22 protein-coding genes and 1 tRNA gene are annotated in these 19849 nt (G+C 61.4%); 7 read left to right on the top strand and 16 right to left on the bottom strand.

Going from position 1 to position 19849, the window contains the following annotated elements; all coding sequences use genetic code 11:
• The 8 genes from QWB57_RS07880 to murJ form a co-directional block, all read right to left on the bottom strand.
• On the bottom strand, positions 1-374 hold a 374-nt coding region (locus QWB57_RS07880), incomplete at its 3' end, for a helix-turn-helix domain-containing protein (protein ID WP_324454194.1).
• Complete coding sequence (locus tag QWB57_RS07875) at positions 358-720, bottom strand: helix-turn-helix domain-containing protein (RefSeq protein ID WP_288969045.1); 363 nt, start codon at positions 718-720, stop codon at positions 358-360. The genes QWB57_RS07875 and QWB57_RS07880, both read right to left, overlap by 17 nt.
• Positions 721-1149: 429 nt before the next feature.
• Positions 1150-1225: transfer RNA gene (locus QWB57_RS07870), tRNA-Thr, on the bottom strand.
• A 28-nt stretch (positions 1226-1253) separates the two neighbouring features.
• On the bottom strand, positions 1254-2204 hold the full coding sequence (ispH, locus tag QWB57_RS07865) for a 4-hydroxy-3-methylbut-2-enyl diphosphate reductase (RefSeq protein ID WP_223628637.1): 951 nt from the start codon (positions 2202-2204) through the stop codon (positions 1254-1256).
• Positions 2205-2211: 7 nt separating this feature from the next.
• Complete coding sequence (gene lspA / locus QWB57_RS07860; RefSeq protein WP_223628636.1) at positions 2212-2712, bottom strand: signal peptidase II; 501 nt, start codon at positions 2710-2712, stop codon at positions 2212-2214.
• Positions 2712-5498 carry an isoleucine--tRNA ligase gene (ileS, locus tag QWB57_RS07855; RefSeq protein ID WP_223628787.1) on the bottom strand — a complete coding sequence of 929 codons (2787 nt, stop codon included), beginning with the start codon at positions 5496-5498 and terminating at the stop codon, positions 2712-2714. The genes lspA and ileS overlap by 1 nt, the downstream gene beginning before the upstream one ends.
• Before the next feature lie 59 nt (positions 5499-5557).
• Positions 5558-6514 carry a bifunctional riboflavin kinase/FAD synthetase gene (locus tag QWB57_RS07850; RefSeq protein WP_223628635.1) on the bottom strand — a complete coding sequence of 319 codons (957 nt, stop codon included), beginning with the start codon at positions 6512-6514 and terminating at the stop codon, positions 5558-5560.
• A 54-nt stretch (positions 6515-6568) separates the two neighbouring features.
• Positions 6569-8158, bottom strand: a complete 1590-nt coding sequence (gene murJ, locus QWB57_RS07845) for a murein biosynthesis integral membrane protein MurJ (protein WP_288969047.1) — start codon at positions 8156-8158, stop codon at positions 6569-6571.
• Positions 8159-8365: 207 nt separating this feature from the next.
• Between murJ and rpsT the strand changes: the two genes are divergently transcribed.
• Entirely contained in the window at positions 8366-8635 is a 270-nt protein-coding gene (rpsT, locus tag QWB57_RS07840; protein ID WP_223628633.1) for a 30S ribosomal protein S20, read from the top strand.
• Between the two features lie 80 nt (positions 8636-8715).
• On the opposite strand, the gene obgE is transcribed toward rpsT, so the two are convergent.
• From obgE to rplU, 3 genes are all read right to left on the bottom strand, one after another.
• Positions 8716-9771, bottom strand: a complete 1056-nt coding sequence (obgE, locus tag QWB57_RS07835; protein WP_223628629.1) for a GTPase ObgE — start codon at positions 9769-9771, stop codon at positions 8716-8718.
• Positions 9772-9922: 151 nt separating this feature from the next.
• A complete protein-coding gene (rpmA, locus tag QWB57_RS07830) occupies positions 9923-10183 on the bottom strand; it encodes a 50S ribosomal protein L27 (protein ID WP_223628626.1) in 261 nt (86 codons plus the stop codon).
• A gap of 24 nt (positions 10184-10207) precedes the next feature.
• Positions 10208-10516: a 50S ribosomal protein L21 gene (gene rplU / locus QWB57_RS07825; protein ID WP_223628623.1), complete on the bottom strand. Its 309-nt coding sequence runs from the start codon at positions 10514-10516 to the stop codon at positions 10208-10210.
• A 232-nt stretch (positions 10517-10748) separates the two neighbouring features.
• Here rplU and uvrA point away from each other — a divergent pair, with 232 nt between their 5' ends.
• From uvrA to QWB57_RS07810, 3 genes are read left to right on the top strand one after another with little or no spacing between them, the layout of a single operon-like run.
• Positions 10749-13652: an excinuclease ABC subunit UvrA gene (gene uvrA / locus QWB57_RS07820; RefSeq protein ID WP_223628622.1), complete on the top strand. Its 2904-nt coding sequence runs from the start codon at positions 10749-10751 to the stop codon at positions 13650-13652.
• Positions 13649-14053, top strand: a complete 405-nt coding sequence (locus tag QWB57_RS07815; RefSeq protein WP_223628621.1) for a thioesterase family protein — start codon at positions 13649-13651, stop codon at positions 14051-14053. Before uvrA ends, QWB57_RS07815 begins: the two co-directional genes overlap by 4 nt.
• Before the next feature lie 54 nt (positions 14054-14107).
• Positions 14108-14866 (top strand): enoyl-CoA hydratase/isomerase family protein, encoded by a 759-nt coding sequence (locus QWB57_RS07810; protein WP_223628619.1) that lies wholly within the window; start codon positions 14108-14110, stop codon positions 14864-14866.
• 8 nt (positions 14867-14874) lie between these two features.
• On the opposite strand, the gene arsC is transcribed toward QWB57_RS07810, so the two are convergent.
• From arsC to QWB57_RS07790, 5 genes are all read right to left on the bottom strand, one after another.
• Positions 14875-15225 (bottom strand): arsenate reductase (glutaredoxin), encoded by a 351-nt coding sequence (gene arsC / locus QWB57_RS07805; protein ID WP_223628615.1) that lies wholly within the window; start codon positions 15223-15225, stop codon positions 14875-14877.
• Between the two features lie 2 nt (positions 15226-15227).
• Positions 15228-16079 carry a sulfurtransferase gene (locus QWB57_RS07800; protein ID WP_223628613.1) on the bottom strand — a complete coding sequence of 284 codons (852 nt, stop codon included), beginning with the start codon at positions 16077-16079 and terminating at the stop codon, positions 15228-15230.
• Positions 16079-16708, bottom strand: coding sequence for a CoA pyrophosphatase (locus QWB57_RS07795; RefSeq protein WP_223628611.1), 630 nt, complete (start codon positions 16706-16708; stop codon positions 16079-16081). The genes QWB57_RS07800 and QWB57_RS07795 overlap by 1 nt, the downstream gene beginning before the upstream one ends.
• Positions 16705-16896, bottom strand: coding sequence for a DUF1289 domain-containing protein (locus QWB57_RS11975; RefSeq protein WP_223628607.1), 192 nt, complete (start codon positions 16894-16896; stop codon positions 16705-16707). The genes QWB57_RS07795 and QWB57_RS11975 overlap by 4 nt, the downstream gene beginning before the upstream one ends.
• Before the next feature lie 81 nt (positions 16897-16977).
• Entirely contained in the window at positions 16978-17718 is a 741-nt protein-coding gene (locus tag QWB57_RS07790) for an FKBP-type peptidyl-prolyl cis-trans isomerase N-terminal domain-containing protein (protein ID WP_288969042.1), read from the bottom strand.
• Between the two features lie 239 nt (positions 17719-17957).
• Between QWB57_RS07790 and QWB57_RS07785 the strand changes: the two genes are divergently transcribed.
• Genes QWB57_RS07785 through nth form a run of 3 tightly spaced genes read left to right on the top strand, consistent with a single transcriptional unit; the run spans position 17958 to position 19794 of the window.
• Positions 17958-18740 carry an enoyl-CoA hydratase-related protein gene (locus QWB57_RS07785; protein WP_288969041.1) on the top strand — a complete coding sequence of 261 codons (783 nt, stop codon included), beginning with the start codon at positions 17958-17960 and terminating at the stop codon, positions 18738-18740.
• A complete protein-coding gene (locus tag QWB57_RS07780; protein WP_223628598.1) occupies positions 18740-19108 on the top strand; it encodes a hypothetical protein in 369 nt (122 codons plus the stop codon). Before QWB57_RS07785 ends, QWB57_RS07780 begins: the two co-directional genes overlap by 1 nt.
• A complete protein-coding gene (gene nth, locus QWB57_RS07775; RefSeq protein WP_223628596.1) occupies positions 19105-19794 on the top strand; it encodes an endonuclease III in 690 nt (229 codons plus the stop codon). The genes QWB57_RS07780 and nth overlap by 4 nt, the downstream gene beginning before the upstream one ends.
• The last annotated feature ends 55 nt before the right edge of the window (positions 19795-19849 follow it).

The following is a 19849-nucleotide window of genomic DNA, read 5'->3' as shown; positions in this document are numbered from 1 at the left end:
CCAGTGATGTCGACCACATCCTTGGCGGAGTAAAAAACCTGATCGCGGCGTGTGGCCCGCTTCTGCATCATCTGCTTGATGGCGTCTTCGCGTGCTGTGGGTGACGATTCGGACAACGGGCGTCCGGTTGGGGATTTCCAAGTGACCCGAGCCTTGCGCTCGAAGGCCTCGACCTCCATCAGAAGGTAACGGATAGATCTGTTGAGGTGCCAGGCGGGCGGGCCGATTCCTTCCGAGCGCCACTTTTGCAGCGTCTTGGGTGAGAGATTCCACCTCGAGGACAACTGGTTTTCATCGAGGACCGGATACGTGATGACTGGCTCATCCGGGCCGGACACAACACCCTGTCTATCGGCATCAACCTTGGGTTTCATCACGCACCTCCGTCAGCGCGGCCTCGGCCGCTTCAAGACTGCCGTACTGCGCGATGAGTGCGAAGGCCTCGCTCAAGTAGTACCGCTTTGGTTCGGGGGCGGCGGGCGCGGGAGATTCGACAACGGGCTGCGCGTCGCATAAAGATGGCAACGGCGCTTCGTTGGACATGCCCTGGCGGATCGCCTGCTCATAGGTGACGATCTCATCCACTGGATAGCGGACAGCCTTTGAGAGCTTGATATACGGCGGGCCGCGTTCTTCGCTGCGCCAGCGTTGTAGGGTCTTGATGCTGACGTTCCACCGATGTGCAAGCTCCGTTTCGGTGAAGGCGGGTTCGGTTTGCATGGCATTTCCTTTCGTCGTTCGTGCCGGGCATTACGGCGACAAACGAGAGGAAAGCCAAGTTGCGGCCCCGAGATTCCCCGGCAGTCGTGGCAACTGCGAGTGCCAATCTGCCTCTCTGAACTTACAATCATGGGCATGTGCGGTTGCGCGAAATCCTTCCCCGGAATCGCGCGAAGGTCTCAAGGCTTCCGACCGGGGCTGAGAGCCTACTGATATGTGGGTTTGGTTTTCTGTTAAACTCCACCACCAATACACAACGCCCAACTGTTCTCAGTTGGGCGTTTTTGTTTGAAGCACCCGGTCATCATGCAGGTATTACTGGCCACTGTGCGTCAACGATCTGCCCTGCGTGGCGACTGGTCGCTACATGAAAAAACCGCGCCGTAGCGCGGTTTCATCGATATTACGGCAAGTCTGAGGAAACTAAATTGGTGCCGAAGAGAGGAATCGAACCTCCGACCTACTGATTACGAATCAGTTGCTCTACCGACTGAGCTACTTCGGCGCAGCTGGCTATGATACCGGCTGCCGGCTCAGTCTGCCAACACACGCAGTTCCTTGGGCAGGGCAAACACCATGCTCTCGGGCTCGCCGTGCAGTTCTTGCACATTGGCCGCGCCTAACGCATGCAGGCGGGCCAGCACGCCCTGCACCAGGACTTCCGGGGCGGATGCGCCTGCCGTTACACCGATGCGTACGCCGCCTGCTACCCACGCCGGGTCGATTTCGTCGGCTCCGTCGATCAGCCATGCACGTGCACCCTCGCGCTCGGCCAGCTCACGCAATCGATTGGAGTTGGACGAATTGGGGGAGCCCACCACCAACACCACCTCACAGCCATTGCGCACCAGATCGCGCACCGCGTCCTGGCGGTTCTGGGTGGCGTAGCAGATGTCGTCGTGCTTGGGGCCTTGAATATTCGGAAACTTCGCCCGCAGCGCAGCGATGATGTCGCGGGTATCGTCCACGCTGAGGGTGGTTTGCGTGGTGTAGGCGCAGTTGTCGGGTTGCTTGAGTTGCAACGTGGCTACGTCGTCACTGTCTTCCACCAGATGGATCTGGCCATCGTTGCCGCCGCGCCCCCACTGGCCCATCGTGCCTTCCACTTCCGGGTGCCCGGCATGGCCAATCAGCACCATGTCGCGGCCACGCCGATGGGTACGACTGACTTCCAAATGCACCTTGGTCACCAGTGGGCAGGTGGCGTCGAACACCTTCAAACCGCGCCGACCGGCTTCGGCGCGTACCGCTTGCGAGACGCCATGTGCGCTGAAAATCACGGTGGCGCCGTCAGGCACTTCATCGAGCTCTTCCACGAACACCGCACCGCGTGCTTTCAGATCATCAACCACGAATTTGTTGTGCACCACTTCATGCCGCACATAGATCGGCGCGCCGTAAATCTCCAGCGTCCGTTTGACGATTTCAATCGCGCGATCCACGCCGGCGCAAAAGCCGCGAGGGTTGGCAAGCATGACGGCCATAGCGTGATTATCCTTGCTTCGATGCGGGTTTGCCGCCCAGCACGCCAAACAGCGCCATGCCGATCGCGCCCCCCACTACCGCGCAATCGGCGATGTTGAATGCTGGCCAGTAATGCGTGCCCACATACCACTGTATGAAATCCACCACGTGCCCATGCGCGAAGCGGTCGATGACATTGCCCAGCGCGCCGCCGATCACCAGCGACAGCGGCAGCGCCTGCTTCCAGTCACTGCGTGGCGTGCGCGCCAGCATCCACGCCATCAAGCCACTGATGGCAAACGCCAACACTACGAAAAAATATGTCTGCCAACCACCGGCATCGGCCAGAAAACTGAACGCCGCACCGGTGTTGTAGGTGCGGTACCAGTTCCAGAAACCATCGATCACCGGTACTGCGGTGTATTCGGGCAAGTTGGCCAGCACCCACCACTTCGACCATTGGTCGAGGCCCAGAACCAGCATCGAGACCGCCAGCCAGGGAAGTGCATTGGGGCGAAGTCTGTTCATCAGAACCACTTCCGCACTTCGCCAGCGCCGTCCACATTGCTCACGCAGCGGCCACACAACAGCGGATGCGTGGCGTGTGTGCCAACGTCTTCGCGATGATGCCAGCAGCGCACGCATTTGTGCTTCTGCGTTGGCTGCACGGAAACCGCAATCGTCTTGGCATCGGCATCCGGCACCAGTGTCACATCGCCACTGATCAGCAGGAAGCGCAGCTCATCGACCAAGGGCGAGAGCCAATTCTGATCGGCCACGCTGCAATGCAGTTCGATGTCTGCCTCCAGCGCCGCACCGATCTTGCCCTCGGCACGCAGTGGCTCCAACGCCTTGGTGACATGTTCGCGCAGGTCCAGCAGGCCTTCGAAATCCTTGGCTGCCAGCGGTGCGTCTTCCGGCAGCGCGGTCAGCCCGGTGAACCATGTGGCCAGCAGCACATTGCCTTCACGCTGGCCAGGCAAATGGCCCCACAACTCGTCGGCGGTGAAGCTCAGGATCGGCGCAATCCAGCGGGTGAAGCTTTCCGCAATCAGATACATCGCGCTCTGCGCGCTGCGTCGGCCGGCTGCGTTTTCCGGCATCGTGTACAGACGATCCTTGGTGACGTCCAGATACAGCGAGCCCAAATCGACGCTGCAGAAATTCATCAGCGTTTGCACCACCAGGGCGAAATCGTAATTGGCGTACGCCGCCTCGATGGTTTGCTGCACCTGCCAGGCACGATGCACGATCCAGCGATCCAGTGCCACCATGTCTTGCGCTGCAACCAGATGCTGCGCCGGATCGAAGCCGGACAGATTGCCCAGCAAGAAGCGTGCGGTATTGCGAATGCGGCGGTAGGCGTCGGCATTGCGCTTGAGGATTTCCTGCGACAGCGACATCTCGTTGCTGTAGTCGGTGCTGGCAATCCACAGGCGCAGGATGTCCGCGCCCAGCTTGTTCATGATGTCCTGCGGCTCGATCCCGTTGCCCAGTGATTTGGACATCTTGCGCCCGTGTTCATCGACGGTGAAGCCGTGGGTCAGGCATTGCCGATACGGCGCGGCCTTGTCCATCGCCACACCGGTCAGCAGCGAACTCTGGAACCAGCCACGATGCTGATCGGAGCCTTCCAAATACAAATCCGCCGGCTTGCCCAAACCGCGCGCGGCCACCACGCATTCGTGGGTGACACCGGAGTCGAACCAGACATCCAGAATGTCGGTGATCTTGTCGTAGTCCTTGGCTTCGTCGCCCAGCAACTCGGAAGTGTCCAGTGAATACCAGACATCGATACCACCCTGCTCCACCTTAGCGGCCACCTCATGCATCAGCGTGACCGTGCGCGGGTGGATGTCGCCGGTTTCGCGATGCACGAACAGGGCAATCGGCACGCCCCAGGTGCGCTGGCGCGAGATCGTCCAGTCCGGACGCCCATCCACCATGCCGGCGATGCGCGCCTGTCCCCACTCCGGGTACCACTTGACCGTTTCAATCGCGGCCAAGGCATCGCGGCGCAGGCCGGCTTGCTCCATCGAAATAAACCACTGCGGGGTGGCACGGAACGCAATCGGCGTCTTGTGCCGCCAGCAATGCGGATAGCTGTGGGTGATCTTGCTGAAAGCCAGCAGCGTGCCGTTGTCACGCAGCACCTCGACAATCGCGTCGTTGGCTTTCCACACATGCAACTGGGTCAGGTCCACATCGCCGGCGTTCGGTGTGGACGGCAGATACACGCCGCGCCCATCGACCGGATTGAGCTGCGCTGCCGTGTACTTTTCGATCAAGCCGTATTTTTGCCCCACCACGAAGTCTTCTTGGCCGTGGCCGGGGGCGGTATGCACCGCGCCGGTACCGTCTTCGGCACTGACGTGATCGCCCACCAGCACGGGGATATCGCGCTCGGCGTAGAACGGATGCGCAAACAGCAGGCCTTCAAGCTTCTCACCCAGCGCGCGGCCGTGCACTGCCTCGTCGTTCACGCCATAACGCGCCAAAGCTTTTTCCACCAACGCGCTCGCCAGCACCAGCCAGCGCGGCGTGCCGTCGGCCTTGGCCGGGCCTTCCACGAGGCTGTATTCCAGCTCCGGCCCCAACGAGATCGCCAGCGAGGCCGGCAGCGTCCACGGCGTGGTGGTCCAAATCGGGATCGCCACCTCCACACCTTCCGGCAATTCGCTGCCAAACGCGCGGCTGACTTGCTGCGGGTTGCGCGCGCTGTAGGCCACGTCCACCGCCGGCGATGTCTTGTCCTGATATTCGATCTCGGCTTCGGCCAGTGCGCTGCCGCAGTCGAAGCACCAGTACACCGGCTTCACCCCGCGCAGCAGATGGCCGTTATCCACCACCTTGGCCAGCGCGCGGATTTCATCGGCCTCGAATTTGAAGTCGAGAGTGCGGTACGGGTTGTCCCAGTCACCCAATACGCCAAGACGCTTGAAGTCCTTGCGCTGCACGTCGATCTGCGCGGTCGCGTATTCGCGGCACTTCTGCCGGAACTCGGTGGCATCGAGCTTGACGCCAACCTTGCCGAATTTCTTTTCGATGGCGATTTCGATCGGCAGCCCGTGACAATCCCAGCCGGGGATGTACGGTGCATCGAAACCGGCCAAGGTCTTCGATTTGACGATGATGTCTTTCAGGATCTTGTTGACCGCGTGGCCCAGGTGGATCGCGCCATTGGCATACGGCGGGCCGTCATGCAACACGAATTGCGGGCGGCCTTTGGCGGCGCTGCGAATTTGCGTGTACAGGCCTTCCGCTTCCCAGCGCGCCAAGGTGTCTGGCTCGCGCTTGGGCAAATCGCCACGCATCGGGAATGCGGTGTCCGGCAGCAGGATGGTGGACTTGTAGGGGTTTTCGCTCTGTTCGCTCACGCGGATGCCTGTTGGGTCGATGCGTTCGTAAGAAGGATAGCCCGTGCACGTGCTTCATCCAGACGCATCTGGGTGACGAGTGCGGGCAAGCCGGGGAATTTTTCTTCGTCGCGCAAATGCGCCACGAATTCAACGTCGATGCGACGACCATACAGATCGCCAGAAAAATCAAACAGGTGCGCTTCCAGCAATGGCTCCACGCCATCCACGGTGGGCCGCGTGCCAAAACTCGACACCGAAGGCCACGGCGTGTCCGTCACGCCATGCACCCTCGTGGCATAGATCCCGTGCAGCGCCGGAGTCTTGCCGCGAAAGCGTAAATTGGCGGTAGGAAACCCCAAGGTGCGGCCCAATTGCCGTCCACGCACCACATGTCCGCCAATGGCATACGGCCGCCCCAACAGGCGCGTGGCCTGCGCGAAGTCGCCCCCCTGCAAGGCACTGCGGATGCGCGTGCTGGACACGCGCTCGCCATCTGCAAGTACCGGTTCAATCGCCTGTGCGCTAAAGCCCAAGGCCGCGCCCATGGTTTGCAGCAGTGCCAGATCGCCGCCGCGTGCATGCCCAAAGCGAAAGCCAGGGCCCACCCACACTTCGCGTGCGTCCAAGCGCGCCACCAGCACCGTGCGCACAAACTCCTCCGCAGGCATTTGCGTCATCGCTGCATTGAAGCGCAACAGACCCACGCCATCGCAGCCCAGTGCGCGCAGGCCCTCGGCCTTGGCACGTGGCAGCATCAAGCGCGGTGGCAGTTGCGCGGCAGCGAAGAACTCACGCGGCAAGGGTTCGAAGCTGAGCCCCACTGCCGGCACACCCAACACCCGCGCACGCGCCACCGCGTGGCCCACCAGCGCACGATGCCCCAGGTGCAGGCCATCGAAAGCACCGATGCAGACCACGCATCCTTGTGGGCAAAGCGCCGGCCCGGTGGTGTCGCGGAAGAGGTGGTTCATGAGTATCGCCAAGTATAGCTGCGGTGCAGCATCCGGGGCGGCCCCGCAAGCACGTCAGTGCTCGCGGAAATCACGCGGGCGGAAGCCCAGCGCCAGCATCGCCGCGCCATACGTGGCCGCGCCACCACCCACCAACAATGCCAGCCAGCCCAACCGCTGCCATTTGCCGACTTCGGTGAAGTCCGGTGCCAGATGCAAGCCATACAGCACCGCCGCCGCCATTGCCGCATTGGCCAGCAGCGTGCGCAGCAAGAAACTTGACCAGCCAGGCTGCAAATCGAACACGTCGGCCTTGCGCAGCCAGCGCCACAGCAGCAGCAAATTGAGATAGCTCGACAGCGCGCTGGCCACGCCCAGTGCAAAATGCAGGCCCGGCACATTGGCCAAGGTCTCCATCACCCCGCCCGTCTTGGCCGATGCGGGCACCCACAGCTGATACAGCAGCGCCAACATGCCCACGTTGAACACCATATTCGCCACCATCGCCACCAACCCGGCGCGCACCGGGGTTTTGGTGTCTTGCCGTGCATAGAACGCCGGCAACACAGTTTTGACCAATGCAAATGCAGGCAAGCCAAAGCTCAAACCGAACACCGACAAGGCGGTCATGCGTGCCGCTTCGGCGGTGAATTTGCCATATTGAAAAATGGTGGACACCAGCGGCAGCGACAGCAGCATCAAGCCCAGCATGGCCGGCAGGATGATGATCATGGTCGTGCGCAGACCCCAGTCCAATGATTTCGAAAACCCGACACGGTCGGTATTGACGTGATGGCGCGACAGCGTGGGCAAAATCACCGTGCCCAATGCAATGCCGAACACGCCCAGCGGAAACTCCAGAAAGCGGTCGGCGGTGGATAGCCAACTCTGCGAGCCGTGCACCAGCATCGCCGCGATGAATGTGTCAAACAGCAGGTTGACCTGCGCCACCGACGAGCCCAACAGCGTGGGCACCATCAAGGTCACCACCCGGCGAATATCCGGGTGATGCCAGCCCCAGCGCGGCAGTACCAACAAATCCAATTGCGCCAATTGCGGCAACTGAAACAACAGTTGCAGCACGCCCGCGGCCAGAATGGCCCAGCCCATCGCCATGATCGGCGGGGTGGTGAATTTCGAGCCCCACAGCGCACCGGCGATCATGCACAGGTTGAGGATGATGGGGGTAAACGCCGGCCAGCCGAACCGCTGGAAACTATTCAGCGCACCGGCCGCCAATGCTGTCAGCGAAACAAACAGCAAAAATGGAAAGGTCAGCCGCAGCAGATCGGTAATCAACTGGTTTTGGCCCGGCGCCGGATCGGCTTGGGTAAACCCGGCGGCCAATTGCGGCGCAAAGATCATCCCCAGCGCGGTCACCAGCAGCAAGATGCCGCCCAAGGTGCCGGCGGTGCGCGCCATCAACTCGCGCAGTTCGGCGTGGCCGCGCTTTTCCTTGATTTCGGTGAATACCGGCACGAAGGCGGTGGAAAATGAACCTTCGGCAAACAAGCGACGCATGAAATTGGGAATGCGAAACGCCACCCAGAATGCATCGGTCATCCAATTGGTGCCAAAGGTAGTGTTGAACACCTGATCACGCACCAGCCCGAACACTCGGCTGAGCAGGGTCATGCCGCCAAACGAAAGCACCCCGCGGGCCATGCTGCGCGGCTTGCCGCCGCCGGCCTGTACTGGTTTGCTCACGCTTGCGCAGCCCGCCGGGCGCGCAGTCGCGGGGCTTGCTTTGGAGGTTTGTTGACCCAAGCCATTGAATCCGCCATAATTCTTAGTCTTCCCGAATCCATCGTTCGCCGGCTATTGTGCCAGCGGACGCATCCCGCCGACACCCCAGACACTTCAGGATTTCCAGTGGCCAATATCAAGTCCGCCAAAAAGCGCGCCAAGCAGACCGTGGTGCGCAACGAACGTAACGTTGCCCAGCGCTCGCAGCTGCGCACTGCCGTCAAGAAAGTCATCAAGGCGCTGGACGCCAATGACGCTACCGCCGCCACCGAAGCATTCGCCACCGCCCAGCCGCTGCTGGATCGTTTCGCTGCACGTGGCCTGATCCACAAGAACAAGGCCGCCCGTCACAAGTCGCGCCTGACCGCCCGCATCAAGGCGCTTAAAACCGCCTGATTCCGGGCCCGTTGGATTCGGTCGAAAACCCGGCGCAAGCCGGGTTTTTGTTTGGGGGTTGCTTGTACCGCAAGCCCCGTTCAAGGCGCCGAAGCTGCCGCCGCTTCCAGCGCGTCTTCACGCAACCGGTCAAAGAAGGTCTGCACCGCCAGCATGATCGGGCGGGTGCCTTCACGGCCCAGCGCTGAAACCAGGTACCACGGCTCGGTCCAGCCCAACTCGGCCACAATCGCTTCAGCAGCGGCTTTGGCTTCGTCTTCGAACATCAAGTCGGCCTTGTTCAGCACCAGCCAACGTGGTTTTTCCAGCATCGCCGGGTCGTATTTGCGCAGCTCGTTTTCAATTGCGCGCACCTGTTCGGCCGGGGAGGCTTCGATACCGCCTTCCATCGGCGCGATATCCACCAAATGCAGCAGCAGGCGGGTGCGCTGCACATGGCGCAGGAACAGGCTACCCAGCCCCGCGCCATCGGCCGCGCCTTCGATCAGGCCGGGAATATCGGCAATCACGAAACTGCGTCCCACTTCCACACTGACCACGCCCAAATTCGGGTACAGGGTGGTGAACGGGTAGTCCGCCACTTTGGGCGTGGCCGCCGACACCGCACGGATGAACGTGCTTTTGCCGGCATTGGGAAAACCCAACAGGCCCACGTCGGCCAGCAGCTTCAATTCCAGCCGCAGCACGCGGCTTTCGCCCTCGGTACCCGATGTCGCCTTGCGCGGGGTGCGGTTGACCGAGCTCTTGAAATGCATATTGCCCAGTCCGCCCACGCCGCCCTTGGCCACCAGCAGGCGCTGACCGTGCGTGGTCAGGTCACCGATGATTTCATCGGTATCGACGTTGTGCACCACCGTGCCCACCGGCACCGTGATGGTCTTGTCCTCGCCGGCCTTGCCATACATCTGGCTGCCCATGCCGTTTTCACCGCGCTGGGCCTTGAAGCGGGTTTCGTGACGAAAATCCACCAAGGTATTGAGATTTTCGTCAGCCAGCAGCCAGACATCGCCGCCAGCACCGCCATCGCCGCCATTGGGGCCGCCCAGCGGAATGAATTTCTCGCGCCGAAACGCAATGCAGCCGTTGCCGCCATTGCCGGCGGTCACCATGATTTCTGCTTCGTCTACGAGTTTCATGCCTGCCTTCTCACCACTCCCGCCTGGGCCGGAGCTTTCAGTATCTTGCTGTCATTAAAGCAAAGTTGTCAGACGCCCGCCTGCGGAGCCGCGCGTCGTAGAAACGAAAAGCCCCGCCGAAGCGGGGCTCTTCGCAACACGCCACCACCAATTATTGCGCGGCGACGATGTTGACCGTGCGACGCTTGTTCGGGCCCTTGGTGGTGAACTCCACCTTGCCATCGACCAGCGCGAACAGGGTGTGATCGCGACCGAGGCCCACGCCGGTGCCCGGGTGGAACTGGGTGCCACGCTGACGCACGATGATGTTGCCGGCTTCAATCGCCTGGCCGCCATACATCTTCACGCCCAGGTACTTCGGGTTGGAATCGCGGCCGTTACGGGTACTGCCGCCTGCCTTTTTATGTGCCATTGCTTGAATCCTCCAGGCTGACGATCAGGCGTTGATGCCGGTGATCTGAATTTCGGTGTAATGCTGACGGTGACCCATCTGCTTGCGGTGATGCTTGCGGCGACGGAACTTGACGATGCGCACCTTGTCGGCGCGGCCGTGGCCAACCACGGTAGCGGTGACAGCGGCATTCTTGATGGCATCGCCAATCTTGATACCGTCGGCATCGCCGAGCATCAACACATTGTCCAACTTGATCTCGCTGCCGGCTTCGGCTTCGAGCAATTCGACGCGGAGCGTTTCGCCCTGCATCACGCGGTATTGCTTACCGCCGGTGACTACAACTGCGTACATGGTAGGTCTCTCGATTCTGTAGTTTTTCTTGAGTAGTGCTTGGATGGTTTTGCTACGTCCTGCCGCCCAGCGGGCAGACAGGAGCGGAATTGTAAGGGATTCATCGGCTTACGGTCAACCAAGCACCTGAATGAAGCAAACCAGGCGATTTGCCCGCAAATCCCGCACTCGCTACGCTTGTCCATTGGCCTGCGCACAGCGCTGGCCGCCCCCATCGGCAGGACATACGGCAATGGCGCTGGACACAATCCGCCTACGCGGCGCACGGACGCATAACCTCAAAAATATCGATCTCGACTTGCCGCGTGACAAGTTGATCGTCATCACCGGATTGTCCGGCTCGGGCAAGTCGTCGCTGGCATTCGACACGATTTATGCCGAAGGCCAGCGTCGCTACGTGGAATCGCTGTCGGCGTATGCGCGGCAGTTTTTGAGCGTGATGGACAAGCCCGATCTGGACCATATCGAGGGCTTGAGCCCGGCAATTTCGATCGAGCAGAAATCCACCAGCCACAATCCGCGCTCGACGGTGGGCACGATCACCGAAATCCACGACTACATGCGCCTGCTGTACGCGCGCGTGGGCAGCCCGCGTTGCCCGGACCATCATTTCCCATTGGAAGCGCAGACGGTCAGCCAGATGGTGGACCAAGTGCTGGCGATGGAGTCCGATGCAACGCTGGCAAGCCAGCGCTGGATGTTGTTGGCACCGGTGGTGCGCGAACGCAAGGGCGAACACCTGCACGTGTTCGACCAGCTGCGTGCGCAAGGCTATGTGCGGGTACGGGTGAACGGTGTGCTGCACGAAATCGATGCGGTGCCGGCATTGGCACTTCGGCAGAAGCACACCATCGAAGCGGTGATCGACCGCTTCAAGCCACGTGCCGATATCCGCCAACGGCTGGCGGAGTCGTTTGAAACTGCGCTCAAATTGGGCGACGGCATGGCCATCGTGCAATCGATGGACGATGTCACGCGCGAACCACTGCTGTTTTCCTCGAAATACGCCTGCCCGGTGTGCGACTATTCGTTGCCGGAGTTGGAGCCACGCCTGTTTTCGTTCAACTCCCCGGTCGGCGCCTGCCCCGGTTGCGATGGGTTAGGTGTGGCGCAATTTTTTGACCCGGTGCGGGTGGTGGCGCACCCGGAGCTCTCGCTGGCGGCCGGTGCGATGCGCGGTTGGGATCGCCGCAACGCCTATTATTTTTCGATGATTACCTCGTTGGCCAAGCATTACCGCTTTGATGTGGATATGCCATGGCAGGAGTTGCCGGAAGCCACCCGCAACATCATTTTGCACGGTAGCGGCACTGAGGCGATCACGCTGACTTACGTCAGTGAGTCGGGCAGCAAACATCAGCGCAAGCATGCATTCGAGGGCATCGTGCCAAATCTGGAGCGCCGTTATCGCGAAACCGAAAGTGCGGCGGTGCGTGAGGAACTTTCGAAGTACATCAGCGAACGGCCCTGCACCGAGTGCGGTGGCGCACGCTTGAATCGACAAGCACGCAATGTGTTCGTGGCCGACAAGCCGCTGCCCGAAATCGCGGTATTGCCGATTGATGCCTGCCTGCGCTTTTTTGAGACATTGTCGCTGCCCGGTTGGCGCGGGGAGATCGCCGCCAAAATCGTCAAGGAAATTCGTGAACGCTTGGGGTTCCTGGTCGATGTGGGGCTGGATTACTTGAGTTTGGAACGCAAGGCGGATTCGCTATCCGGCGGCGAGGCGCAGCGCATCCGCTTGGCGTCGCAAATTGGCGCGGGCTTGGTGGGGGTGATGTATGTGCTGGACGAGCCATCCATCGGCCTGCATCAGCGCGACAACGAACGCCTGCTGGGCACACTGACGCGACTGCGTGATCTGGGCAACACGGTGATCGTGGTCGAGCACGATGAGGATGCGATCCGACTGGCCGACCACATCGTGGACATCGGCCCGGGTGCCGGCGTGCACGGCGGCGAAGTGGTGGCACAAGGCAGCCTGCAAGATGTACTGCAAGCACCGCGCTCGTTGACCGGGCAATACTTGTCGGGCAAAAAAGCCATTGCCGTGCCGGCGCTGCGTTATCCGCCCAACCGCAAACTGCTGCTCAAGCTCAAGGGTGCGCACGGCAACAATTTGCAGCACGTGGATTTGGAAATTCCAGCGGGGTTATTGACTTGCGTAACGGGTGTGTCTGGCTCGGGAAAATCCACCCTGATCAACGACACGTTGTATGCATTGGCCGCCAATGAAATCAATGGTGCCTCGCACACCCCCGCACCCTACAAGGACATCATCGGGTTGGATTTATTCGACAAGGTGGTGGATATCGACCAATCCCCGATTGGCCGCACCCCGCGCAGTAACCCCGCCACCTACACCGGCCTGTTTACGCCATTGCGCGAACTGTATGCGCAGGTGCCGGAAGCGCGCGCGCGCGGCTATTCACCGGGACGCTTTTCGTTCAATGTGCGCGGCGGTCGCTGCGAAGCTTGCCAGGGCGATGGCTTGATCAAGGTGGAAATGCACTTCTTGCCGGATGTGTATGTGCCGTGCGATGTCTGCCAAGGCAAACGCTACAACCGCGAAACATTGGAAATCCTGTACAAGGGCCACAGCATCCGCGACGTACTGGAAATGACGGTGGAGAACGCGCTGGATCTGTTCGCACCGGTGCCCAGCATCGCGCGCAAACTGGAAACGCTGATCGACGTAGGTCTGAGTTATATCAAGCTGGGGCAGAGTGCGACCACACTCTCCGGTGGCGAAGCGCAGCGCGTGAAATTGTCGAAAGAGCTCTCGCGCCGCGATACCGGGCGCACGCTGTACATCCTCGATGAACCCACCACCGGCCTGCATTTCCACGATATCGAAGCCCTGCTGGATGTACTGCATCGCCTGCGCAATGACGGCAACACGGTGGTGGTGATCGAACACAATCTGGACGTGATCAAAACCGCCGACTGGGTGGTGGATCTGGGCCCGGAAGGTGGCCATCGCGGCGGGCAAATCATCGCGCAAGGCACGCCAGAGACCGTGGCCGCCAATCCGGCCTCGCATACCGGCCGTTTCCTTGCGCCTTTGCTCGAAAAAGCACGCGCATCCTCTGCCGCAGGCAAACCCGTCAAATCGAAGAAGAAAACCAGCACATGAGCACACCCTTCCGTACTCCGATCCATTTGCGCTGGAGCGATCTGGACGCGTTCAACCACATCAACAATGCGCGTTACCTGACGTTTCTGGAACAGGCGCGCATCGAGTGGTTTGCCACCATCGGCGAAGATTGGGTGACCGACACTGCCGCGCCCGTGGTGGCCTCGGCCACCCTCCACTTCAAACGGCCCATCGAATATCCAGCCGATGTATTCGTCGAACTTTTTACCGAACGCCTGGGCACCACCAGCGTGGTGATTGGCCACCGCATCGTGGCTGCAGATGGCACACTACATTGCGATGGCAATGTAGTCGCGGTGTGGGTGGAACGCCGCAGCGGCAAGCCAACCCCGCTCCCCCCTGCAGTACGTCGAGCTTCTGAGCGTATTCAGACGGTTTGAGCTTCAAACCAGGTTGCACGTTACATTGCAGGCCGAGTTGCACAAGGAATCGCCATGTCCCTGATTGAAAGCAGCGTTCATCACAATATCCACGAACTGCGCCTGCAGCGTGCGCCCGTCAACGCGCTGAACCCGGAGCTGTGCAATGCGTTGACGCATGCAGTCCAGGCGGCAATTGAGCAAGGTGCGCAAGGCATCGTGCTGGCCGGTGGCCCCAAAGTCTTTTCTGCCGGATTGGATGTGCCGTACCTGCTTTCACTAGGCGATGATCAGGACGCACTGCTGCGCGCATGGCGGGCATTTTTCAATGCGGCACACGCACTGGCCAGCTGCTCCGTACCGGTCGTGGCCGCGATGGCTGGGCACGCGCCGGCAGGCGGCTGCGTGCTGGCGCTATGCTGCGATTACCGCATCTTGGCCGACGGCCCATACCGCATTGGCTTGAACGAAACGCAAGTGGGCCTGGTCGCCCCGGAAGGTATCCAGGCTTTACTGTCTCGCGCCGTGGGCCCCCATCGCGCCGAACGCCTACTGGTCGCCGGGGCAATGCCAGAAGCTGCCGAAGCCCTGCAGATCGGGTTGGTAGACGAGTTGACCGATATCGACAACGTGGCGGTACGCGCCCGTGCATGGCTGGAGGATTTATTGAAGCTGCCCACGATGCCAATGCGCGAAACCCGCCGCATTGCACGCGCGGCAGTGGTGGACTGCCTGCGTGATGAGCGCATCGATCTGGATCGTTTCGTGTCCGCGTGGATGGAACCGGACACACAGGCGGCGCTGCGTGCAATGTTGGCGCGGATCGGGAAATAAGCCCGACTTCAGAGCAGATCCAGCACCATCTCCGGCGGCCGGCACAGACGGACACCCTTGCCGGTAAACACAAACGGGCGATTGATCAGCTTCGGCGTGGCAACCATCGCATCCAGCAATGCGTCGTCACTCAGCACGGGATTACCCAACCCTTGTTCGGCGTATTCCGGCTCCTTGTTGCGCATGGCCTCGCGCACCGTCAACCCGGCATCGGCAATCGCTTTGCGTAATTGCGCCTGACTGGGCGGATGCCGGATGTAATCCACGATCACAGGCTCGATGCCGGCTTCACGAATGAGTTCCAATGCCCCGCGTGAATTGCTGCAAGTTGGGCGATGCCAGATTTCAACTTGAGCCATGTTCAAGCGCCCGTCGCCACCGGCCGGGTAGGATCGGTGATCCAGCCGCTCCACGATCCGGTGTACAGGCGTGCACCGCGCAACCCTGCGCGCTCCATCGCCAGCAGCGTGTGGCAGGCAGTGACACCTGAGCCGCACATGCTGACCACTTCAACGGGGTCGCGCCCGGCTAATAATTCACGGAATTCGGCAGCCAATTGCATCGGTGATTTGAATCGGCCATCTGGCCCCAAATTTTGCGCATACGGCCGATTGATCGCGCCCGGCACATGCCCGGCAACTCGATCAATGGGTTCTTCCTCACCGCGAAAGCGCACCGCTGCACGTGCATCCAGCAACATGCCGCCATCATCCAAATGCGCTTGCACGGCGTCGGCATCCAGCAAATACGTGGTATCAAACACCGCGGGATACGGGCGCACAGTCATCGGCGCACGCTGCATCGATGTGGTGGGCAAACCCAACGACACCCAGTGTGACCAACCACCATCCAGCACCGCAACCTTTTCATGGCCAAGGCTGCGCAACAAAAACCACAGCCGCGCCGCGAATGCACCATCACCGTCGTCATAGGCAATGACCTGGGTCGAAGGATCGATCCCCCATTGCGCCAATTTACTGACGAACGTCTCTACCTGCGGCCACGGGTGTCGCCCCTGCCCCTTCTGGGTCATGTCCGACAGATCGCGCTCCAGATGCGCGTACTGTGCACCTGGCAAATGCCCTTGCCGCCACGCTTGCTCTCCCAACACCGGATCCAGCAGCGAAAACCGGCAATCCAGGATCACCACGTCGGTGCGGTTCAAGGCCATCGAAAAAATATCGGCCTGCACCACGGTTGTCCATCCAGCCATCACGTTCTCCCGGTTGTTGCACTGGCCAACCGTTGCCGCAGGTTGTACAGAATCGAAGCGGTCACACCCCAAATACGCTGATGTGCATAGCGGTATTGGAACACGTGGCGCGTGCGTCCGCCCAATTGCAGTTCGATGGTATCCAGCTGAGCAGGATCCATCAGCAACTCCAGAGGCACTGCGAACACATCCGCCACCTCGTCAGGGTCCGGCTGCGGATGAAATGCCGGATCCACCCAAACCACGGTGGGCAAGATCTGAAAGCCGGTCAGTGTGAGCAGCGGATCCAGATAGCCCAGCGCCTGCGCCTGGGCTGGCAAAAGGCCCACCTCCTCCCGCGCCTCGCGCAGGGCAGCGTCGGCAGGATGCAGGTCGCCCGGCTCGATGCTGCCACCGGGGAAACTGACTTGGCCAGCATGATGTCGTAACCGATCGGTGCGACGGGTCAGCAGGACCTCTGCGCCATCCACACGCGGGATAATCCCCACCAGTACCGCTGCGGGCCTGGGCATGGCCGGCAAAGGCAGGCCGTCCAACTCAGCCAGATTCCATGCTGGCGTCTGCGGCGGTGCGGACAATGGGTGGATTGCGCCGCGCAACCTTGCCAGCAGGGTGTCGGTGGGCTTCACATGGGTTCCCGACGTGCGGCACGTTCTGGCAGCACCACATCCATGATATGCAGGCGCAGGTCGTCGTGCATCACCGACCACGCCGCAATTTCACCACCACTACGATGACAACCAATGCACAGCCCATCGTCAGCCAACGTGCATATGCCAGTGCAGGGACTCAGGACGGTGTGATAAGGCGTGCTCATTGAACCTAGTTTACTAGCGGCCAAATGCAATGCGCCGGCACGAAGCCGGCGCATTGGAACCACATCAACGCAAGCTCGTACTTATTTCACTGCGCCCAACTCGATCTGCAAAGCCACGGCCTGCTGCGCGAACTGTTCATTCTGAGCCCCACCCAAGCCCTTACCCGGCGGAATGATGACCTCGTACACGGTGCCCTGCTGCATCAGCGGCAGGGTTTCCTTCAGCGCGGCGATCGGCGCATCGGATACTTTGAATGCCGGCGGCGTCTGCACGCCACTGAGCGGCACGCCAACGGCAGCCAGGAAGCTGCGGAATGCGATCTGCACTTCACTGTTGGCGGTCGGCTTGGCGCCGGTGCCGGCCTTGGCCACACGGTACATGATGCCGCTGGGCATGGTGATCACGCCGGTCTGGGCCTTGAACTTGGTGACGAAATCAGCGGACTGCGCCTGATTGTCGGCCAGCGCCTTGCGGAAGGCTTCCTGCGCCTTGATTTCCATGCGCTTCTGGAAGCCGGAATAAGCGGTACCCAGCTGCTGCTCGGTGTAGGCCGGCTGCTTCTTGGCATAGGCATCTTGCACACCGCGCACGACGGTAGCGATGTCGATCGGCTCATCGGTATTGGCCAGTTCCTGGCCCAGTTGCCAGCCGAAGGCGTAGCTGGCATGGGTCTTGTCGACCACCGGCATTGCAGCAGCACCAGCGGCGGGCTTGGCCGCAGGCGTTGCCGCCTTGGCCGGTGCGGGTTTGGTCTGCGCCGTTGCGATGCCGGCGGTCAGGGTAAGGGCCGCCACTGTGGCAGCAAGCACGCGCAACTTCATTTACAAACCTCGTTCAAAATATGGGGCGGCAATGCCGCCCTGGGATCCGCCACAACCGATTGGCTGTGCGGTATTTGTGGCACCCCGGTCGAACCGACCCGGATTGGACACGCTAGGATAACGGCCAAGAGGCTTAACCGCCACTGAGGCCACTTTGCGACCCGGTCATGGGTGGAAAGTTCCCGGCTTCGATTTGACCACTTGGTATCCAAACGCAAATCAACTCCGCAAGAGGCCGTATGAGTCCAACAATCCTGCAAATTGACACCTGCAATGGCATTCGCACTGTCACCATCAACCGGCCCGACAAGCTCAATGCGCTCAATGCCGCCACGCTGGACGCGCTGGACGCCGCCTTCGCCGATGCCGCGGCTGACCACTCCGTGCGCGTGGTGGTGCTGACCGGCGCGGGCCCCAAGGCCTTTGTGGCCGGGGCTGACATCGCGGAAATGAACCGTTTGAGCCCGGTGCAGGGCCGCGATTTTTCCTTGCGTGGCACGCGCATGATGCGGCGGGTGGAAAAGCTGAACAAGCCGGTGATCGCGATGATCAATGGCTTTGCACTGGGTGGCGGGTTGGAGCTGGCGATGTGCTGCCATCTGCGCATCGCCGCCGATAGTGCCAAACTGGGTCAACCGGAAATCAACCTCGGCCTGATCCCCGGCTTTGGCGGTAGCCAACGCCTGCTGCGCCTGTGTGGGCGCGCCGCCACGCTGGAGCTGTGCCTGACCGGCGCGCCGATCAGCGCCGAACACGCACTGCAATTGGGCATCGTCAACCGCGTGGTGCCTGCCGCCGAGTTGGAAGCCGAAACCACCAAGCTGGCCACGCAATTGGCCAATGCCGCACCGCTGGCGCTGCGCGGGATGATCGACTGCGTGAACGTGGGCAGCGAATGCGGGATCGAGGAAGGCCTGGAGTATGAGTCGGCGCAATTCGGGCTGATGTTTGCCACCGACGATATGCGCGAAGGCACCGGCGCGTTTCTGGAAAAGCGCAAACCCGGCTTCCACGGCCGCTGATGCCTACCCCATGCCCGCATTGCTCGTGCGCAGCCGATGCCACCGCGCACCGGCTGCACCGGGCGCTGCAGGAAGAGGATTGGGATGCAGCATTGACACTCGGCTTGCTGCAGGCCACCGCCTGCCCAACCTGCACGCCCGCATGCACTGCGCGCTTGCTCGCCGCTCGCGATGCACGCCGTTTCGCGCTGGCCGCACGCGAGCGCTACCGCAGCCGTACCCTACGGCTGGCCCGGATCAAGGCCGAGCGGGACGCCGCACGCCGCCCACCGCCGGCCCCTGCGGCAACGCAAGCCGCCGTGTTGCCGTCGGCCGCGGCCGATGCACTGGCGCGGGCCTTGGCGAAAGTGAAGGCGCGCCACACATGACCGCGTCGCGCAAACCGCGAGCTGCACGTGACAGCAAGCTGTCCCCGGATCAGATCAGCGAAGTATTCACGCGCCTGCGCGATGCCAACCCGCATCCCACCACCGAACTGGAATACACCACACCCTTCGAATTGCTGGTGGCGGTGGTGCTATCCGCGCAGGCCACCGATGTGGGCGTCAACAAAGCCACGCGCAAGCTGTACCCGATCGCCAACACGCCGGCAGCGGTCTTTGCACTGGGGGAAGACGGACTGAAGGGCTACATCAATACCATTGGTCTATATAACGCCAAGGCGGCGAATGTGATTGCGCTGTGCCGGCAGTTATTGGACCTGCACGCTGGCGAAGTGCCGCGCACCCGCGACGCGCTGGAAGCCTTGCCAGGCGTGGGCCGCAAGACCGCCAATGTGGTGCTCAATACCGCGTTTGGCGAACCCACGATTGCCGTGGACACGCATATCTTTCGTGTGGCCAATCGCACCGGCCTTGCGCCGGGCAAAGACGTGCGTACAGTGGAAGACAAACTGGTGAAATTGGTGCCCGGCGAGTTTGCCCGTGATGCGCACCACTGGTTGATCTTGCACGGTCGCTACATGTGCAAAGCACGCAAACCCGATTGCCTGCACTGCCCCATCCACGACCTCTGTCGCTGGCCTGACAAGGGGCCGTCGAGCTGGGAAACCTGATCACGAAAACGGCGGGCCGAAGCCCGCCGCAATGATGCCGCAGCACGCAAACGCG

It is taken from the genome of uncultured Thermomonas sp., from assembly GCF_937872235.1.
In the GTDB taxonomy this organism is placed as follows: Bacteria; Pseudomonadota; Gammaproteobacteria; order Xanthomonadales; family Xanthomonadaceae; genus Thermomonas; species Thermomonas beijingensis.
The sequence above is the reverse complement of the archived record's forward strand: the minus strand, read 5'-3'. Positions and strand labels throughout refer to the sequence as shown.

Bases quoted from the DNA above. Each gene is read 5' to 3' on its own strand.
- QWB57_RS07875 (WP_288969045.1), bottom strand. From the start codon at position 720: ATGCAAACCGAACCCGCCTTCACCGAAACGGAGCTTGCACATCGGTGG.
- ispH (WP_223628637.1), bottom strand. From the start codon at position 2,204: ATGGCCGTCATGCTTGCCAACCCTCGCGGCTTTTGCGCCGGCGTGGAT.
- lspA (WP_223628636.1), bottom strand. From the start codon at position 2,712: ATGAACAGACTTCGCCCCAATGCACTTCCCTGGCTGGCGGTCTCGATG.
- ileS (WP_223628787.1), bottom strand. From the start codon at position 5,498: ATGCGTGGCGATTTGCCCAAGCGCGAGCCAGACACCTTGGCGCGCTGG.
- QWB57_RS07850 (WP_223628635.1), bottom strand. From the start codon at position 6,514: ATGAACCACCTCTTCCGCGACACCACCGGGCCGGCGCTTTGCCCACAA.
- murJ (WP_288969047.1), bottom strand. From the start codon at position 8,158: ATGGCCCGCGGGGTGCTTTCGTTTGGCGGCATGACCCTGCTCAGCCGA.
- obgE (WP_223628629.1), bottom strand. From the start codon at position 9,771: ATGAAACTCGTAGACGAAGCAGAAATCATGGTGACCGCCGGCAATGGC.
- rpmA (WP_223628626.1), bottom strand. From the start codon at position 10,183: ATGGCACATAAAAAGGCAGGCGGCAGTACCCGTAACGGCCGCGATTCC.
- rplU (WP_223628623.1), bottom strand. From the start codon at position 10,516: ATGTACGCAGTTGTAGTCACCGGCGGTAAGCAATACCGCGTGATGCAG.
- uvrA (WP_223628622.1), top strand. From the start codon at position 10,749: ATGGCGCTGGACACAATCCGCCTACGCGGCGCACGGACGCATAACCTC.
- QWB57_RS07815 (WP_223628621.1), top strand. From the start codon at position 13,649: ATGAGCACACCCTTCCGTACTCCGATCCATTTGCGCTGGAGCGATCTG.
- QWB57_RS07810 (WP_223628619.1), top strand. From the start codon at position 14,108: ATGTCCCTGATTGAAAGCAGCGTTCATCACAATATCCACGAACTGCGC.
- arsC (WP_223628615.1), bottom strand. From the start codon at position 15,225: ATGGCTCAAGTTGAAATCTGGCATCGCCCAACTTGCAGCAATTCACGC.
- QWB57_RS07800 (WP_223628613.1), bottom strand. From the start codon at position 16,079: ATGGCTGGATGGACAACCGTGGTGCAGGCCGATATTTTTTCGATGGCC.
- QWB57_RS11975 (WP_223628607.1), bottom strand. From the start codon at position 16,896: ATGAGCACGCCTTATCACACCGTCCTGAGTCCCTGCACTGGCATATGC.
- QWB57_RS07790 (WP_288969042.1), bottom strand. From the start codon at position 17,718: ATGAAGTTGCGCGTGCTTGCTGCCACAGTGGCGGCCCTTACCCTGACC.
- QWB57_RS07785 (WP_288969041.1), top strand. From the start codon at position 17,958: ATGAGTCCAACAATCCTGCAAATTGACACCTGCAATGGCATTCGCACT.
- QWB57_RS07780 (WP_223628598.1), top strand. From the start codon at position 18,740: ATGCCTACCCCATGCCCGCATTGCTCGTGCGCAGCCGATGCCACCGCG.
- nth (WP_223628596.1), top strand. From the start codon at position 19,105: ATGACCGCGTCGCGCAAACCGCGAGCTGCACGTGACAGCAAGCTGTCC.